The organism is Solibacillus sp. FSL K6-1523 (assembly GCF_038005225.1).
Lineage (GTDB): Bacteria > Bacillota > Bacilli > Bacillales_A > Planococcaceae > Solibacillus.
Genome location: NZ_JBBOSU010000001.1, coordinates 4,228,203 through 4,245,873, shown reverse-complemented (window position 1 = coordinate 4,245,873; position 17,671 = coordinate 4,228,203). Strand labels below are relative to the sequence as shown.

Here is a 17,671-nt window from a genome sequence, read left to right as displayed (position 1 = left end):
AGTGGTACTTCAACATGCAAGCCGTATTAAAACTTACAAAGTATATTAGACCATATCTCGTTTTTGCGATTATCGCACCAGTCATGATGCTTATCGAAGTGGGAATGGATTTACTCCAACCAACGATATTACAGCATATTATTGATGATGGGATTTCACAAGGAGATACATCCTACATACTAAAAATGTTTGGTCTGATGATAGGAACGTCTATAATCGCTCTAATTGGTGGAATAGGCTGTTCGGTGTATGCCTCAAAAACAGCTGTTAATTTTGCTACTGATTTGCGCCAAGATTTATATGAAACGATTACGTACTTTTCGAATAATAGTAAAGATAAATTTACGTTAGGTAAACTGATTACGAATTTAACAAGTGATGTAGAAATGCTACAGCGTGCTGTCACGATGCTTCTTAAAATTTTCGTGCGCGGACCAATGATGTTCATTGGTGCGGTTGTGATTGTTTATGTAACAGCACCCGAGCTCTTTCCGATTTTATTAGTCGTTGTGCCGATACTCGCTTTTGCTATGTACTTTTTTACATCACTATCAGGCAAGCTATTTCACAAAGTGCAGCGCGTTGTCGATCAAATGAACACAAAAGTACAGGAAAACTTAGCAGGTATTCGTGTCATTAAAGCATACAATCGAAAAAATCACCAAATTGCACAGTTTACAAATGTAAATACGCAATTAATGAAACGCAGTATGACAGCGGATCAAATTATTGGCGTATTAGCACCATTAACGATGTTTGTCGTGAATTTAGGGATTGTCGCTGCACTTTGGCTTGGAGCGATTCAAGTTGAAAGTGAAACAATTCAAGTAGGGGTCATTCTCGCTTTTATCAACTATTTAATGATGGTTATGCAAGGGTTAATGAGTTCATCCATGGTACTTGTGCAATTAGCGCGTGCTATTCCAAGTGCAGGGCGTATTGTTGAAGTGTTAGATGAAAAAGCAGAGATTCAAAGCCCAACTCAACCAGTAAAGCAGTCTGTGCGCGGAGAGGTTGAATTTAAACAAGTAAGCTTTTCTTATATGAAAGGTACAGAACCGGTTTTAAAAAATGTGAGCTTCCATGCAAAAGAGGGGGAAACAATCGGCATTATCGGTATGACGGGTAGTGGGAAATCAACGCTTGTCAAAATGATTTCGCGTTTGTTTGATGTCGACCAAGGTGTGGTCAAGGTTGATGGTGTGCCGATTCAACAATATGATGTCGAGCAATTACGTCAATCGATTGGCTTTGCGCCACAAAAAGCGACGTTGTTCTCGAAAACAATAGCTGGAAATATCCGTTACGGTAATGAAATAGCATCCGATGACCAATTAGAAGAAGCATTGCTAGCGGCTTGTGCAACAGAATTTATAGAAAAGCTTCCATCTGGGACGGAGCATTTGTTAACACAAGGTGCAACAAATTTATCTGGTGGTCAAAAGCAACGCCTTGCAATGGCGCGGGCATTTATTCGCAAGCCGGCAATTTTAGTGTTAGATGATGTGACGAGTGCAGTAGACAGTATTTCAGAAAAGAAAATTCAAGAAGCGATTGAAAAGCAATTTGGTCAAGCAACAAAATTCATTGTATCTTCAAAAATATCTTCCATTCGCCATGCTGATCAAATTCTTGTGATGGATGATGGTCGTATTGTAGCGTGTGGATCGCATGAGGAATTATTGAAAACAAGTTCACTCTATAAAGAAATTGCTAAAACTCAAGAGGAAAAAGGAGGTACCCTACATGTCTAAACATCCAAGTGGGCCTCCGTCACCAATGGGACATCCTGGTGGTCGGTTTGCAGGACCAATCGTAAAACCGAAAAATCAAAAACAAACATTGTTGCGTATTTGGAGCTACTTACGCTTACAAAAGGTCGAGCTCATAAGCGTCATCGTCTTTGTCGTTATTAGCACGCTGTTAAGTTTAGTTGGCCCATTTTTAATAGGGAAAACAATCGATGATTATATTGTCAAATTAGATGTTAATGGCGCGGTGAAAATGGCCCTTGTGTTAGCTGGGGTTTATATTACATCTTCTGTATTAACATGGGTGCAAACGTTTGTAATGATACGTATTTCGCAAAAAACAATTCACCGATTACGACAGCAACTATTTGAACAATATCAATCATTGCCGCTTGCGTTTTTTGATCAACGTAAGCAAGGTGATTTAATGAGTCGTATGACGAATGATATTGAAAATTTAAATGCAGCACTTTCGCAAAGTGTCATTCAAATTGTTTCGTCCTTTTTGACGATTATTGGAACAGCATTTGCTTTATTTTATTTAGATTGGGTACTCGCGCTTGTGACGCTCATTATTATTCCGTTAATCGTTTGGGCAACAAAGCAAATTATTAAGCGAAGTAGTGTGAATTATAAAGAACGTCAACGTAATTTAGGTGCGTTAAATGGTTATATAGAAGAAACGATTTCAAATGCGGATATTATTACGCTCTTCGGTAAGGAAAAGCAAAGTATTGAAGAGTTCCGGGAAGATAATGAAAAATTGCGTATATCAGCTATGCGCGCGGATACCATTTCAGGCTTCATGGGCCCAATTAATAACTTTATGAATAATTTAGGATTGAGTTTAGTTATTGGAGTTGGAGCGATTATGGCTGTAACAAGTGGTCTTTCCATTGGTGTTATCGCATCGTTTGTCACGTATACCCGTCAATTTTTCCGCCCGATCAATCAGCTATCCAATTTACTCAATACATTCCAGTCAGCGATTGCCGGTTCAGAACGTGTTTTTGAAATACTTGATGAAACGCAAGAAATCGCGGATGTTACAAATGCAAAGATTAAAAATACTTTTGCGGGGGATGTGACATTTCAAAATGTTGAATTTGCTTATGAACAAGGAAAACCGATTTTGCATAGTATTGATTTTCATGCCCAAGCGGGAGAAACGATTGCCATTGTTGGCCCAACTGGCTCTGGGAAAACGACAATTATTCAGTTGCTGACGCGTTTTTATGATGCTACTTGTGGGCGGATATTGCTAGATGGTGAGCCAATCGAGCATTATCAAATGAGCAATGTACGCGATCATGTCGGTGTTGTATTGCAGGATACGTACTTATTTTCTGGAACAGTCCGTGAGAATATCCGATTTGGTAAGCTCGATGCCACGAATGAAGAAGTGGAAGAAGCAGCCAAAATTGCGTATGCACATAATTTCATTAAATACTTACCGGAACAGTATGAGACTGTATTGACAAGTGGTGGATTAAATTTAAGTCAAGGACAGCGCCAATTAATTGCTATTGCTCGTGCTATTTTAGAAGATCCGGATTTGTTAATTTTAGATGAAGCGACTTCAAGTGTAGATACAATGACCGAAGTGCACATTCAAAAGGGATTAACAAATTTAATGGAGGGGCGCACAAGCTTTGTCATTGCCCATCGTTTAAAGACAATCGAAAATGCCAATCAAATTCTCGTTCTCAAGGAAGGGCGTATAATAGAGCAAGGAAATCATCAAACTTTAATGAACAATCAAGGTTTTTATGCGGCTTTGCAACGTCAGCATATGGCTTGATAGGGAATAATCCATCGTCCATTTGCGTATAGTAGGCAAAAAGGGCGGTGGTTTTTTTGAGGCGTTGGCTTGCATTAATTTTTGTTATATTTTGCTCGATGATGGTCGTTGTTTATGAGACGAGTGCATCGGATAAGCGATTTTTCTTACCCGAGCCTTTAGGTGGGGTGAAAATCGTATTAGATGCAGGACATGGAGGAATGGATGGGGGCGCTTCTGGGGGAGAAGTAATTGAGAAAGAAATTACACTAGCAATTACTAAAAAGGTCGAACGTCAGCTAACGCGTTTGGGCGCAGAAGTTGTTTTAACGCGTACAACAGATGGTGATGTGATTAGTGAACAACCATCAAAGGGACAAAACCTAACAAACCGAGAGCGAAAAAAACAAGATATCTTTTTAAGGGAATCACTCGTACAGTCGCATGAACCCGATTTATTTGTCACGATTCATGCAAATGCGATTCCCAATGCAAAGTGGCGAGGTGCGCAAGTATTTTTCCATAAGGATGGACACCCAAATAGCGAGTTATTAGCGAAAGCTTTACAGCAAACATTACGCGAAACATTAGAAAATACAGATCGTGAAGCGCTATCAATTAAACAAGTGTATTTACTGAAAAAAGTAGAGGCACCAGCAGCTTTAGTTGAAACAGGTTTTATTAGTAATGAAGAAGAGAGAAAATTACTAGCAACAGATAGTTATCAAGAAAAGATCGCCTTTGCCATTGCGCGCGGAATTGAAAACTATATCCACCTCAATATAGACTAAGCAACCTATAACCGTAATACGAAATGAGTGTGATATACTAACATTGAATATTCAATTTAGGGGAGTGTTTGATGTGTTAAACGTGCAAAAAGTTCAAGAACTAGTAGGACAATTACAAGATCCGTTTTTACATAAACCTTTAGCAGAAACAAACGGAATAACTAACGTTTCAATTAAAGAAGAAAAAATGCATGTCAGCGTTCGTCTTGCCATTGCAAAAACGAATACGCCAGAACAAATGACGCTTCAAATGAAAGTTGTTGAAGTATTAAAAGCAAATGGCGCGGCTTCTGTCGGCATTCGCTTTGAAGAATTATCACAAGAAGCATTACAAGCATTCCGCGGACAAGCGACAGAAGCGGAAGCACAAGATATTTTATCACCATTATCTAGCGTGCAATTCATTTCAATCGCTTCAGGTAAAGGTGGCGTAGGGAAGTCAACTGTTTCTGTAAACTTAGCAGTTGCGCTTGCTCGTTTAGGTAAAAAGGTTGGCTTAATCGATGCTGATATTTACGGTTTCAGTGTGCCAGACATGATGGGTGTTACTGAAATGCCTGTTGTCAAAGATAATCGTATTTATCCAGTAGAACGCATGGGTGTAAAAGTTATTTCAATGGGCTTCTTCGTTGAAAATAATGCACCGATTGTATGGCGTGGCCCGATGCTTGGAAAAGTATTAGATCAATTCTTCCGCGATGTGGAGTGGGGCGATTTAGACTATCTACTATTAGACTTACCACCAGGCACAGGTGATGTAGCGTTGGATATTCACCAAATGTTACCGTCATCAAAAGAGATTGTTGTGACAACTCCACACCCAACAGCAGCTTTCGTAGCAGCTCGTGCAGGTGCGATGGCGTTACAAACAGATCATGAAATTTTAGGTGTTATTGAAAATATGGCTTGGTATGAAAATAAAGACGGCGAGAAAGAATATATTTTCGGCCAAGGCGGCGGCCCTAAGTTAACAGAAGAATTACGTACGAAGTTATTAGGACAAATTCCACTAGGCCAGCCAGACTGGACAGAGGAAGATTTTGCCCCGTCTATTTATGCAGCACATCATCCGACAGGTAAAATATATTTAACGATTGCAGAAGAAGTAATTGCACAGTTAAAGAAATAATATAAAAACGATTGCTTATGGACTTACGTAAGCAATCGTTTTTTCTTTAGCTCTTTAGCATTTGGAAAGGCAATTGGAGTTAAAGTAAGAAGCTATTGTGGTTTTTCATCTTTTCCACTATCTTCTTTAGCTTTAGAATCTGGCTTCTCTTCAGATGGAGGCGCTTCTACACTTTGTCTAATGAGCTCTTGCCATTTAGATTGGAGAAGTGGATTTTCAATTGTGTCCATGACGGACTTTTCAATTTCCTTTTTCATTTTGGAACCCTTTAAAATGGACTCCAACTGTTTTTGCATTTCAGGTTGATTGAAAAAGGTGATCAAATCTTCTTGATAGGAGGCATCTTTTAGTAAGCCCTTCATTAAATCTTCATGCTGTTTTTTCATACCTTTTGCAAAGGCTTCCTTAAATTTAGGATCCTCAAATGTTTTTTTCCAAAACTCCTCCGCTTCTTTAGAAAGTAATGTATCCTCTGTTGCCTTCTTTACTTCTTCCGTATTTAAAACGAGTAGTTCACGAAAGCTCTTTTCTTCAAATAATTGACGAATTGCCTTCTTTCCTTCCTCAGTTTGTACTGCATCGACCATAATTTTCTTCACTTCATCATAAGAAAGGGTGGTTGTTTTTGCATCACTACAGCTAACGAGAAACAATACCATTAGACTAAGGAATAAATAACGCCGTATCATCTTTATCAATCCTTTCTGCAACTAAGCGCTTTCATTTATTGTTCACAATTTTACAGATAATATGTAAGAACCTATAACATCGGTCGCTTTTTTTAATTACGATTGGTAAAATAAACAAATATATTAAAAGTTGGGGGACGTTATACCGTGACAATACGAAATTGGTTTAAATTTTCCTTTTGGGCATTATTAATTGGAGGCGGAGTAAATGCGATTGCCTCATTAGTAATACGTTGGAGCTTCTTTCAACCTTACTTAGCAAATGGAGAAATTGGAGAATTTCTTGCTGCATTTGTTTGGATGATTTTCCTCGGCATTACAATGAGTGTAATGGCACAAGCGGGCTTCTTTGCTTATTTAACATTGCATCAAGTAGGTGTAAATATTTTCCGTACTTTAACATTATGGAACTGGATACAAATGTTATTAATCATCATTGTACTTGCTGATATTATTATTTTCCGTTTTGCACCAGGCGCGGAAACAATAGGAGATTGGGTTATTTATGGATTTTTACTTGTTGTTTTAGTCGGTTCAGCAATTGCGACAGGTTTGAAAAAAGTAAAAATGACGCAAAAACCACATGTCTTAATTTCTACAATCTTCTTTATGATTGTTGTTACTTCGTTAGAATGGATTATCGCGTTAATGGGACGCCAAGATAATATTGATGTTTATGTTGCGTTATTATTATTCCCACTTGTTGCGGTAAATGCATTCCAAATTTTAATGTTGCCAAAATACAATACACAATCCGAAAAAGATCGAGAAAAATTAGAAGCACGTCGAAAAGCACGTAAAGAATCGGTAAAAACAGCAAAGGTATAAAATAAGTAAAAGTGGAGTCAATTTCATTATGTATAAATGGATAAAAGACAGAGGTGTTGTAATTTAACACTTCTGTCTTTTATTATTTTAAGATTATCTACTATGAATAGAAGGTAGCGTATTTATATCTCTATTGAATGTCTATGATTATTGAGGATATCGCTTTGTAGAAATTTTATAACCAAATATGTTTTCTTCTATAGAAACAAGGGTATGCTTATTTATAAATTCGTCAATGACTTCAAAAGAGAGCGATTGTTGCCGATGCAGGGGAACGCTTATGAAATCGCCATCAGCGATTGCCATATCTAGTGTGCTTAAAGAATTCGTTGGGGCTATGATATTTATTTTTTTCGCAAATAGTTGTTCTTGCATCGCGGGCTCTACAATATAATCAGTAGTAGCAAACCAAAGCGGCAATTGTCCAAAGGTATTTTGGAAAGTAGTGAGTTGCTCTTTTAACAAAGTAGAATCTTGATAATCCACACTAGAATGCCCAAGTAATCCGACGTTGAGTTTTTTATCTTTCAATAGTTGTACTAATTCAGGGCTACGTTGTATCCATTCACTATTCACTAAAAACAATATAGAAGGTTCTGCAAGAGCTTCAATCCATTCTGCTAATCCTTTATGAGAATAGCTTAGTTCAACAATTAAAGATTGACCATATTGCCCTTTTGTAATGACATTAGGAGAGTCAGTCATCTGAAAGGTAGATAAAATAGAAGTTTTTCCGTTAAAGTAAAACAGTACTAAAAATATACACAAAGCCAGTGATACCAAGTGTTTTAACATAATATTATTCCCTCTTTCTAATAGTTTTATACGTGAAAAAAAGCTTTTCTTAAAAAAACTTATGAAATAGTGTTGACGGATATAACAAATAGGTGTTATTATAAGTGAGTCGCCAAGAGATGACGCGACAAACGAAATAACATGAACCTTGAAAACTGAACAAGCAAACGTTAATGATTTAAACGTTTAAGTGATGAACTTAAACAAAAAAATAGATATCAACTTTATGTTGATACGCTAGCAAAGCAAATGAGCTTTCAAACTAACTTTTATGGAGAGTTTGATCCTGGCTCAGGACGAACGCTGGCGGCGTGCCTAATACATGCAAGTCGAGCGGACTTTCATTGGTGCTTGCACCTTTGAAAGTTAGCGGCGGACGGGTGAGTAACACGTGGGTAACCTACCCTGTAGATTGGGATAACTCCGGGAAACCGGGGCTAATACCGAATAACACTTTTGAACTCATGTTCGAATGTTAAAAGACGGCATCTCGCTGTCACTACAGGATGGGCCCGCGGCGCATTAGCTAGTTGGTGAGGTAACGGCTCACCAAGGCAACGATGCGTAGCCGACCTGAGAGGGTGATCGGCCACACTGGGACTGAGACACGGCCCAGACTCCTACGGGAGGCAGCAGTAGGGAATCTTCCACAATGGACGAAAGTCTGATGGAGCAACGCCGCGTGAGTGAAGAAGGATTTCGGTTCGTAAAACTCTGTTGCAAGGGAAGAACAAGTAGCGTAGTAACTGGCGCTACCTTGACGGTACCTTGTTAGAAAGCCACGGCTAACTACGTGCCAGCAGCCGCGGTAATACGTAGGTGGCAAGCGTTGTCCGGAATTATTGGGCGTAAAGCGCGCGCAGGTGGTTTCTTAAGTCTGATGTGAAAGCCCACGGCTCAACCGTGGAGGGTCATTGGAAACTGGGAAACTTGAGTGCAGAAGAGGATAGTGGAATTCCAAGTGTAGCGGTGAAATGCGTAGAGATTTGGAGGAACACCAGTGGCGAAGGCGACTATCTGGTCTGTAACTGACACTGAGGCGCGAAAGCGTGGGGAGCAAACAGGATTAGATACCCTGGTAGTCCACGCCGTAAACGATGAGTGCTAAGTGTTGGGGGGTTTCCGCCCCTCAGTGCTGCAGCTAACGCATTAAGCACTCCGCCTGGGGAGTACGGTCGCAAGACTGAAACTCAAAGGAATTGACGGGGGCCCGCACAAGCGGTGGAGCATGTGGTTTAATTCGAAGCAACGCGAAGAACCTTACCAGGTCTTGACATCCCATTGACCACTGTAGAGATACAGTTTTCCCTTCGGGGACAACGGTGACAGGTGGTGCATGGTTGTCGTCAGCTCGTGTCGTGAGATGTTGGGTTAAGTCCCGCAACGAGCGCAACCCTTATTCTTAGTTGCCATCATTTAGTTGGGCACTCTAAGGAGACTGCCGGTGACAAACCGGAGGAAGGTGGGGATGACGTCAAATCATCATGCCCCTTATGACCTGGGCTACACACGTGCTACAATGGACGGTACAAACGGTTGCCAACCCGCGAGGGGGAGCTAATCCGATAAAACCGTTCTCAGTTCGGATTGTAGGCTGCAACTCGCCTACATGAAGCCGGAATCGCTAGTAATCGCGGATCAGCATGCCGCGGTGAATACGTTCCCGGGCCTTGTACACACCGCCCGTCACACCACGAGAGTTTGTAACACCCGAAGTCGGTGGGGTAACCTTTATGGAGCCAGCCGCCGAAGGTGGGATAGATGATTGGGGTGAAGTCGTAACAAGGTAGCCGTATCGGAAGGTGCGGCTGGATCACCTCCTTTCTAAGGATATTTTCGGAATCATTCCTTCGGGAATGAAACATTAACGTTTGCTGTTCAGTTTTGAAGGTTCATCTTTTTGATGAAACACTTCATATATACTTGCTCCTGACGCTAGCGCTTACGTCGCAAAGCTTCATGTAGCAAAAACAGCGAAGTCATTCACGATGTGATTGAAGTCAGCTGCTTTGTTCTTTGAAAACTGGATAAAACGACATTGAAAGCAATAAACAAACAAATGATCAAGAAATTGATCGTGCAATCTTTTAAAATCTTACTCATTTGAGTAAGTGTAACTTATTGGTTAAGTTAATAAGGGCGCACGGTGGATGCCTTGGCACTAGGAGTCGATGAAGGACGGCACTAACACCGATATGCTTTGGGGAGCTGTAAGTAAGCTTTGATCCAGAGATTTCCGAATGGGGGAACCCACTATGTTTAATCGCATAGTATCTTCACGTGAATACATAGCGTGTTGAGGACAGACGCAGAGAACTGAAACATCTAAGTACCTGCAGGAACAGAAAGAAAATTCGATTCCCTGAGTAGCGGCGAGCGAAACGGGAAGAGCCCAAACCAAAGAGCTTGCTCTTTGGGGTTGTAGGACATTCTATACGGAGTTACAAAAGAATGAGATAGTTGAAGCGGCTTGGAAAGGCCCGCCATAGAAGGTAAAAGCCCTGTAAGTGAAACCTCATTCCCTCTTGAATGTATCCTGAGTACGGCGGAACACGTGAAATTCCGTCGGAATCTGGGAGGACCATCTCCCAAGGCTAAATACTACCTAGTGACCGATAGTGAACCAGTACCGTGAGGGAAAGGTGAAAAGCACCCCGGAAGGGGAGTGAAATAGATCCTGAAACCGTGTGCCTACAAGTAGTTAGAGCCCGTTAATGGGTGATAGCGTGCCTTTTGTAGAATGAACCGGCGAGTTACGATTACGTGCGAGGTTAAGTTGATGAGACGGAGCCGCAGCGAAAGCGAGTCTGAATAGGGCGAATTAGTACGTGGTCGTAGACCCGAAACCAGGTGATCTACCCATGTCCAGGGTGAAGGTGAGGTAACACTTACTGGAGGCCCGAACCCACGTACGTTGAAAAGTGCGGGGATGAGGTGTGGGTAGCGGAGAAATTCCAATCGAACCTGGAGATAGCTGGTTCTCTCCGAAATAGCTTTAGGGCTAGCCTCGTGATTGAGAATACTGGAGGTAGAGCACTGTTTGGACTAGGGGGGCATCTCGCTTTACCGAATTCAGACAAACTCCGAATGCCAGATATTTATACACGGGAGTCAGACTGCGAGTGATAAGATCCGTAGTCAAGAGGGAAACAGCCCAGACCACCAGCTAAGGTCCCAAAGTAATCGTTAAGTGGAAAAGGATGTGGCGTTGCTTAGACAACCAGGATGTTGGCTCAGAAGCAGCCATCATTTAAAGAGTGCGTAATAGCTCACTGGTCGAGTGACGCTGCGCCGAAAATTTATCGGGGCTAAACGATTCACCGAAGCTGTGGATGCATCCGTATGGATGCGTGGTAGGAGAGCGTTCTAAGGGCGTTGAAGTCAGACCGGAAGGACTGGTGGAGCGCTTAGAAGTGAGAATGCCGGTATGAGTAGCGAAAGACGGGTGAGAATCCCGTCCACCGTATGACTAAGGTTTCCTGAGGAAGGCTCGTCCGCTCAGGGTTAGTCGGGACCTAAGCCGAGGCCGATAGGCGTAGGCGATGGACAACAGGTTGATATTCCTGTACCACCTCCTCACCGTTTGAGAAATGGGGGGACGCAGTAGGATAGGGTAAGCAGAGCGTTGGTTGTCTCTGTTCAAGCAGTAAGGCGTGTGTGTAGGCAAATCCGCACACTAATACGTTGAGCTGTGATGACGAGTCCGTATGGACGAAGTTCCTGATTTCACACTGCCAAGAAAAGCCTCTATCGAGGTGAGAGGTGCCCGTACCGCAAACCGACACAGGTAGTCGAGGAGAGAATCCTAAGGTGTGCGAGAGAACTCTCGTTAAGGAACTCGGCAAAATGACCCCGTAACTTCGGGAGAAGGGGTGCTCTTGAGCGTGCAAGCGCATGAGAGCCGCAGTGAATAGGCCCAGGCGACTGTTTAGCAAAAACACAGGTCTCTGCAAAACCGTAAGGTGAAGTATAGGGGCTGACGCCTGCCCGGTGCTGGAAGGTTAAGAGGAGTGGTTAGCGCAAGCGAAGCTACGAATTGAAGCCCCAGTAAACGGCGGCCGTAACTATAACGGTCCTAAGGTAGCGAAATTCCTTGTCGGGTAAGTTCCGACCCGCACGAAAGGCGTAACGATCTGGGCACTGTCTCAACGAGAGACTCGGTGAAATTATAGTACCTGTGAAGATGCAGGTTACCCGCGACAGGACGGAAAGACCCCGTGGAGCTTTACTGTAGCCTGATATTGAATTTTGGTACAACTTGTACAGGATAGGTAGGAGCCAGAGATCTCGGAGCGCCAGCTTCGAAGGAGGCGTCAGTGGGATACTACCCTGGTTGTATTGAACTTCTAACCCATGCCCCTTAACGGGGTAGGAGACAGTGTCAGGCGGACAGTTTGACTGGGGCGGTCGCCTCCTAAAGAGTAACGGAGGCGCCCAAAGGTTCCCTCAGAATGGTTGGAAATCATTCGTAGAGTGTAAAGGCATAAGGGAGCTTGACTGCGAGACCTACAAGTCGAGCAGGGTCGAAAGACGGGCTTAGTGATCCGGTGGTTCCGCATGGAAGGGCCATCGCTCAACGGATAAAAGCTACCCCGGGGATAACAGGCTTATCTCCCCCAAGAGTCCACATCGACGGGGAGGTTTGGCACCTCGATGTCGGCTCATCGCATCCTGGGGCTGTAGTCGGTCCCAAGGGTTGGGCTGTTCGCCCATTAAAGCGGTACGCGAGCTGGGTTCAGAACGTCGTGAGACAGTTCGGTCCCTATCCGTCGTGGGCGTAGGAAATTTGAGAGGAGCTGTCCTTAGTACGAGAGGACCGGGATGGACACACCGCTGGTGTACCAGTTGTTCTGCCAAGAGCATCGCTGGGTAGCTATGTGTGGACGGGATAAGTGCTGAAAGCATCTAAGCATGAAGCCCCCCTCAAGATGAGATTTCCCATTACGCAAGTAAGTAAGACCCCTGAAAGACGATCAGGTAGATAGGTTCGAGGTGGAAGTGTGGCGACATATGGAGCTGACGAATACTAATCGGTCGAGGACTTAACCACAATTTATTGCACAATTTCAATGAAACGTTTATCCAGTTTTGAAAGAATAATCTTTCTAACCTTAGGGTTTCAAGACACAAGCTAGTCAAGGAAACAACTGAGCGAATGAAGGAGCGTACTTAAGTACGTGACTGATTGAGCGAAGGCGGTTGACGCAGGATAGCGCCGTGTATTGGAAGCCGAATAAGTGAAGTGATGATGGCAAAGAGGTCACACCCGTTCCCATACCGAACACGGAAGTTAAGCTCTTTAGCGCCGATGGTAGTTGGGGGCTTCCCCCTGTGAGAGTAGGACATCGCTTCGCGCAAAAAGTCGTTGCTGATTTAGTCAGTAGTGGCTTTTTTATTTTTGTATTAATATTAAACAGTACTATTAAGTATTAGGCTGTCCAATAAAATCTTTAAAAAGCACGAAAGTATGTGAGATTAATAAGGCAGAAACGTTGTTAAAACCTAACGTTTCTGCCTTTTGTTATATCTATTTTTAGCGATGTTTCGTTTTATACTGTTAATTTTACAAAACGCTTAAAGGCCTCTTCTTCCTCAATAAATGGATTATGATTTGATATTTCAAAAATTGTTAATGAGGCATTAGGAATTAAATTAACAATTTCAGTCCCAAATTCTACAGGGCATTGCGCATCGTGTTTTCCTGCAAATATAAAGGTTGGTACTTGAATAGATGCTAATTGCTCCCGGAGATCAAAGTTTTGAACTACAACTTTTCTAAAATAATCGAGATTCCTTCCAATAGTAAGCCCACTATTTGGACGCAATAACGCTGATTTTAGGTTTTCCTCAGAATGATAAGACATTAAAGCCCATTCGTAACTCAGACTTTTGCGTTCCTCTTGTAACGTGCTAGAATCCTTCAGTAGCTCCATAATTTCAATAGTCCGCGAATAATTGTCGTTACTAGGACTATAAATACTATTAGGATGGCTGGCATATGCTTTACTTGCTGCAGTACATCCAGCTACTACTTTAGTTAACGATTGGGGTGCTTCAATGGCGTATTGTAGCGCGAGCATCCCTCCAGTAGAATGACCTGCAAAAGCCCATTTCTCAAGTCCTAAAACCTCTCTAATGTCTTCTAAATCAAGAATAATTTCCTTTAAACTCAATTGCTTGTTATCTTCCAGTTTAGCAGAATTTGCGGCACCTCTCACATTAATCAAATATACTTTATAATCTTTGGTAAATGGATTAGCAAATAAATTTCCTCGTGAATTGAATTCCATGTAAAAATGAGTAATTGCTATTGGTTCACCATTCCCTGCTACAAAATATTCAAAACGCCCTCTACTCGTTTCAATATAATTTGTTTCCCACATAACATAGCTCCTATCTAAAAAGTTTTCATTCAATACTTTTACTGTAAAACGATGGATACCCATATAAATAAAATCTCAGTCTTTTGTGTAAGTTAATCTAGTCCGAATATTTGAAACTTTATTAAATGTACAACGTAAAGGTGGTATTGGCTATTTTTGAGGAGGCTTATGATGAAAAAGTTTCTAGTTTTAATGGGAATGACAGCTGTCCTTGCAGCGTGTGGCGATAAGGAACAACCAACAGAACAAAAGCAAGCTAATTCTACAGCTACTGAACAACAAGAAAAGAAGGGAGAACAAGCAATAATGGATGAAAAAATATTAGGCAAATGGCAAGGGGAAATTGAAATTCCACAATTGCCACTTGAAATTATTGTTAACTTACAAAAGGATAGTGGTACCCTTTCTGTACCAGCTCAAAACTTAATTGATTTTCCATTTGAGTCGATTCAGTATAAAGGTGAGGAAGTTAAAATTTTAATTAATTTAGCGGGATCAGTTATAAAAATTACAGGTACATTTGATGGTACGTCTATTAACGGTTCCTTTACGCAAAATGGACAAACATTCCCGGTGCAGCTTAAAGCATTTCAAGAGGAAGTTATAACGTATGAAATAGTTCATGTTCCAGTTTCGGGAGGCACGTTAAAGGTGGCACTTCAAATGCCAGAAAAGCCAACAGGGGAACTGGTAATTATTCAAGCAGGCTCTGGACCGACGAATAAGGACGGGAATTCCATTGGTGGTGGTAAAAATAACAGCTTAAAAATGATAGCAGAAGGATTAGCGGAAAAGGGCATCGCTACGATTCGTTTCGATAAGCGGGGAATTGGTGAAAATACGGCACTCATCAAGAAAGAGGAAGATCTCACAATAGATCAATATGTGGGAGATGTAAATGACATCATTGCCTTTTTCGAAAAGGATGAGCGTTTCCAGGAAATTCACTTAATTGGTCATAGTGAAGGCGCATTAATTATGACGCTAGCTGCACAAAATAACAATGTAACCTCACTTATATCATTAGCTGGAACTGGACGAAGAGCAAATGTTATATTAGAAGAACAGTTAGCTAAACAATTACCATCAAACTTAATGGAGCAGTCGCACCAAATATTAGACAGATTGTTAAAGGGAGAACAAGTTAAAACGGTACCTACAGAGCTTCAAAGCCTCTTTAGACCATCTGTACAACCATATTTCATTTCATGGCTTAAATATGATCCTAAAGAGGAAATGAGCAAAGTCCAAGTACCCGTATTAATTGTTCAAGGACATAATGATATTCAAGTGACAGTAGAGGACGCAGAACTGCTAAAAGCAGGTAATCCAAAAGCAAAAGTTGTTTATTTTGAGGAAATGAATCATGTTTTAAAGAATACATCTAGTAACTATGAACAAAATATAGCGAGTTACTCTAACCCAGAGCTTCCATTGGCAAAGGGATTATTAGAAGAGATTATAAAAATAATCGAATAACTGTTTGCAGGAAGGATATAAATTTACACGATGTAGAGTAAGTTTATATCCTTTTATTAAAAAGAAGTAAACAGACAATTAAAACTGATAAATAGTTATAATAAACACTTGAAAATTTTTATAACGTTGCTATAATAATAAATGTGCTTAAGAGATAGGCATAAATGAATAGTAATGTTCCGAAGTAGCTCAGTGGTAGAGCAACCGGCTGTTAACCGGTTGGTCGTAGGTTCGAGTCCTACCTTCGGAGCCATTTTTTTGCTCATTTTAATAAGAAAATGATAAAAATAATAAAGATTTAAATTATTTTTAAAAAAGACTTGCACAAATGAGAAAACGATGGTATTATAAATATTGTCTTAAAGAGTTCGACATCCATGGCCCGTTGGTCAAGCGGTTAAGACACCGCCCTTTCACGGCGGTAACACGGGTTCGAATCCCGTACGGGTCACCATTTAGGACTTTACAATCAAATAGTAAGTAACACTCGTTTATAATGGAGGATTAGCTCAGCTGGGAGAGCATCTGCCTTACAAGCAGAGGGTCGGCGGTTCGAGCCCGTCATCCTCCACCATTTTTTAAAAAGTGTTATTACTTATATCGGTGGGGTAGCGAAGTGGCTAAACGCGGCGGACTGTAAATCCGCTCCTTAGGGTTCGGCGGTTCGAATCCGTCCCCCACCACCATCTTATAAAATGTTTGGGGTATAGCCAAGCGGTAAGGCAACGGATTTTGATTCCGTCATGCCCTGGTTCGAATCCAGGTTCCCCAGCCATTTTTTTTGCTTTATGAGCCATTAGCTCAGTTGGTAGAGCATCTGACTTTTAATCAGAGGGTCGTAGGTTCGAATCCTGCATGGCTCACTTTTGTTTTTAAAATGATAAGTGTACTTAAATAATAAATTTCAATCCTTTACTTATGAAAATTGAGTAAAGGATTTTTTGCGTATAAAAAGGGAATTATAATGAATGTCTCGAATTTCCAACATAAGCTTTAACTAAGCTTATGTTGAAAAAAAGTATAGGCAACTTTAGAGGGGGCAAAATAGATGGGGAAAAAAGATGTTTCAATTATTGGGGTGCCGTGTGATTACGGACAGCAAAGACGCGGAGTAGATATGGGACCAAGTGCAATTCGATATGCGGGGTTACAAAGCCGATTAACAGTGCTTGGTTATAGCGTAGAGGATGAGGGCGATATTCATGTAAGCAATCAAACATCGACTAACCAGGTGGATGCGCAATTATTAAATTTAGATGAAGTTGTTAAAGTGAATACAGCATTAGCGAATAAAGTAAATGAAGTAGTTGAAAAGCAGCGTGTGCCCCTTGTTTTAGGGGGAGATCATAGCATTGCAATTGGAACACTTGCGGGGCTCTCTAAGCATTATCAAAACATGGGGATTATTTGGTTTGATGCACATGCTGATTTAAATACACCTGAAACGACACCATCTGGAAATATCCATGGTATGCCACTTGCAACGAGTTTAGGTCTTGGTCATGAAAGGCTGACGGCGATTTTACATGATGCCCCTAAAATTAAGCAAGAAAATATTATTATTATTGGTGGTCGCTCGATTGACGAGGGAGAACGTAAACTTATAAAAAAACTTGGAATAAAAGTATATACGATGTATGAAATTGACCGACTTGGTATGACGTATGTAATGGAAGACACGTTAGATTACTTCCGTAAGCAAAAAATTGATGGGTTACACTTATCATTAGATTTAGATGCTTTAGATCCGCTCTATACACCAGGTGTAGGGACGCCGGTAGCGGGGGGGATTACGTATCGTGAAAGTCATTTAGCGATGGAAATGATTCAGGAGTCTGGTCTACTCACATCAGCAGAGTTCGTGGAAGTAAACCCGATTTTAGATGAGCGCAATAAAACGGCAGATGTCGCAGTGGCATTAATAGGTTCCTTATTTGGAGAAACTTTAGTTTGAATATTTTAGGAGAAAGCGGACCACTCAACATAAAATTTGATATAATGTAGTTATGCGTTTTTTAGTTTGGATAAAAATGAGGACATAGTTAA

10 protein-coding genes, 6 tRNA genes and 3 rRNA genes are annotated in these 17,671 nt (G+C 41.3%); 16 read left to right on the top strand and 3 right to left on the bottom strand.

The window, feature by feature from the left end:
- Positions 1–14 precede the first annotated feature (14 nt).
- The 4 genes from MHI10_RS20480 (at position 15) to MHI10_RS20465 (ending at position 5,451) form a co-directional block, all read left to right on the top strand.
- Complete coding sequence (locus MHI10_RS20480) at positions 15–1,754, top strand: ABC transporter ATP-binding protein (protein WP_340788775.1); 1,740 nt, start codon at positions 15–17, stop codon at positions 1,752–1,754.
- Complete coding sequence (locus MHI10_RS20475; protein ID WP_340788773.1) at positions 1,747–3,552, top strand: ABC transporter ATP-binding protein; 1,806 nt, start codon at positions 1,747–1,749, stop codon at positions 3,550–3,552. Before MHI10_RS20480 ends, MHI10_RS20475 begins: the two co-directional genes overlap by 8 nt.
- A 56-nt stretch (positions 3,553–3,608) precedes the next feature.
- Positions 3,609–4,322 (top strand): N-acetylmuramoyl-L-alanine amidase, encoded by a 714-nt coding sequence (locus MHI10_RS20470; RefSeq protein WP_340788772.1) that lies wholly within the window; start codon positions 3,609–3,611, stop codon positions 4,320–4,322.
- A 73-nt stretch (positions 4,323–4,395) separates the two neighbouring features.
- A complete protein-coding gene (locus MHI10_RS20465) occupies positions 4,396–5,451 on the top strand; it encodes an Mrp/NBP35 family ATP-binding protein (protein ID WP_340788769.1) in 1,056 nt (351 codons plus the stop codon).
- A gap of 92 nt (positions 5,452–5,543) precedes the next feature.
- Here MHI10_RS20465 and gerD read toward each other — a convergent pair whose 3' ends face one another.
- Positions 5,544–6,140 (bottom strand): spore germination lipoprotein GerD, encoded by a 597-nt coding sequence (gene gerD / locus MHI10_RS20460; protein WP_340788767.1) that lies wholly within the window; start codon positions 6,138–6,140, stop codon positions 5,544–5,546.
- Between the two features lie 147 nt (positions 6,141–6,287).
- On the opposite strand from gerD, the gene MHI10_RS20455 reads away from it, so the two are divergent.
- Positions 6,288–6,968, top strand: coding sequence for a KinB-signaling pathway activation protein (locus MHI10_RS20455; protein WP_340788765.1), 681 nt, complete (start codon positions 6,288–6,290; stop codon positions 6,966–6,968).
- A 147-nt stretch (positions 6,969–7,115) separates the two neighbouring features.
- Here MHI10_RS20455 and MHI10_RS20450 read toward each other — a convergent pair whose 3' ends face one another.
- The gene (locus MHI10_RS20450) at positions 7,116–7,763 is read right to left on the bottom strand and encodes a hypothetical protein (protein WP_340788761.1); all 648 of its coding nucleotides are present in this window, start codon (positions 7,761–7,763) and stop codon (positions 7,116–7,118) included.
- Positions 7,764–8,031: 268 nt separating this feature from the next.
- Here MHI10_RS20450 and MHI10_RS20445 point away from each other — a divergent pair.
- The 3 genes from MHI10_RS20445 (at position 8,032) to rrf (ending at position 13,117) form a co-directional block, all read left to right on the top strand.
- Positions 8,032–9,587 (top strand): 16S ribosomal RNA (locus MHI10_RS20445).
- Positions 9,588–9,886: 299 nt separating this feature from the next.
- Positions 9,887–12,813 (top strand): 23S ribosomal RNA (locus MHI10_RS20440).
- A gap of 188 nt (positions 12,814–13,001) precedes the next feature.
- A 5S ribosomal RNA gene (gene rrf / locus MHI10_RS20435) occupies positions 13,002–13,117 on the top strand.
- Together the 16S, 23S and 5S rRNA genes form the textbook arrangement of a ribosomal RNA operon.
- 195 nt (positions 13,118–13,312) lie before the next feature.
- Here rrf and MHI10_RS20430 read toward each other — a convergent pair.
- Entirely contained in the window at positions 13,313–14,146 is an 834-nt protein-coding gene (locus MHI10_RS20430; RefSeq protein ID WP_340788758.1) for an alpha/beta fold hydrolase, read from the bottom strand.
- Between the two features lie 171 nt (positions 14,147–14,317).
- Between MHI10_RS20430 and MHI10_RS20425 the strand changes: the two genes are divergently transcribed.
- The 8 genes from MHI10_RS20425 (at position 14,318) to rocF (ending at position 17,579) form a co-directional block, all read left to right on the top strand.
- Positions 14,318–15,625 (top strand): alpha/beta hydrolase, encoded by a 1,308-nt coding sequence (locus MHI10_RS20425; protein WP_340788755.1) that lies wholly within the window; start codon positions 14,318–14,320, stop codon positions 15,623–15,625.
- Positions 15,626–15,803: 178 nt separating this feature from the next.
- A tRNA-Asn gene (locus MHI10_RS20420) sits at positions 15,804–15,878 on the top strand.
- 126 nt (positions 15,879–16,004) lie between these two features.
- Positions 16,005–16,079, top strand: a tRNA-Glu gene (locus tag MHI10_RS20415).
- 44 nt (positions 16,080–16,123) lie between these two features.
- Positions 16,124–16,199: transfer RNA gene (locus MHI10_RS20410), tRNA-Val, on the top strand.
- 28 nt (positions 16,200–16,227) lie between these two features.
- Positions 16,228–16,311: transfer RNA gene (locus MHI10_RS20405), tRNA-Tyr, on the top strand.
- A 14-nt stretch (positions 16,312–16,325) separates the two neighbouring features.
- Positions 16,326–16,400 (top strand) — tRNA-Gln (locus MHI10_RS20400).
- A gap of 15 nt (positions 16,401–16,415) precedes the next feature.
- Positions 16,416–16,488, top strand: a tRNA-Lys gene (locus tag MHI10_RS20395).
- A gap of 185 nt (positions 16,489–16,673) precedes the next feature.
- A complete protein-coding gene (gene rocF / locus MHI10_RS20390; RefSeq protein WP_340788753.1) occupies positions 16,674–17,579 on the top strand; it encodes an arginase in 906 nt (301 codons plus the stop codon).
- The last annotated feature ends 92 nt before the right edge of the window (positions 17,580–17,671 follow it).

Excerpts from the sequence above, each read along its gene's own strand:
- MHI10_RS20480 (WP_340788775.1), top strand. The coding sequence starts at position 15 with ATGCAAGCCGTATTAAAACTTACAAAGTATATTAGACCATATCTCGTT.
- MHI10_RS20475 (WP_340788773.1), top strand. The coding sequence starts at position 1,747 with ATGTCTAAACATCCAAGTGGGCCTCCGTCACCAATGGGACATCCTGGT.
- gerD (WP_340788767.1), bottom strand. The coding sequence starts at position 6,140 with ATGATACGGCGTTATTTATTCCTTAGTCTAATGGTATTGTTTCTCGTT.
- MHI10_RS20450 (WP_340788761.1), bottom strand. The coding sequence starts at position 7,763 with ATGTTAAAACACTTGGTATCACTGGCTTTGTGTATATTTTTAGTACTG.
- MHI10_RS20430 (WP_340788758.1), bottom strand. The coding sequence starts at position 14,146 with ATGTGGGAAACAAATTATATTGAAACGAGTAGAGGGCGTTTTGAATAT.
- MHI10_RS20425 (WP_340788755.1), top strand. The coding sequence starts at position 14,318 with ATGAAAAAGTTTCTAGTTTTAATGGGAATGACAGCTGTCCTTGCAGCG.
- rocF (WP_340788753.1), top strand. The coding sequence starts at position 16,674 with ATGGGGAAAAAAGATGTTTCAATTATTGGGGTGCCGTGTGATTACGGA.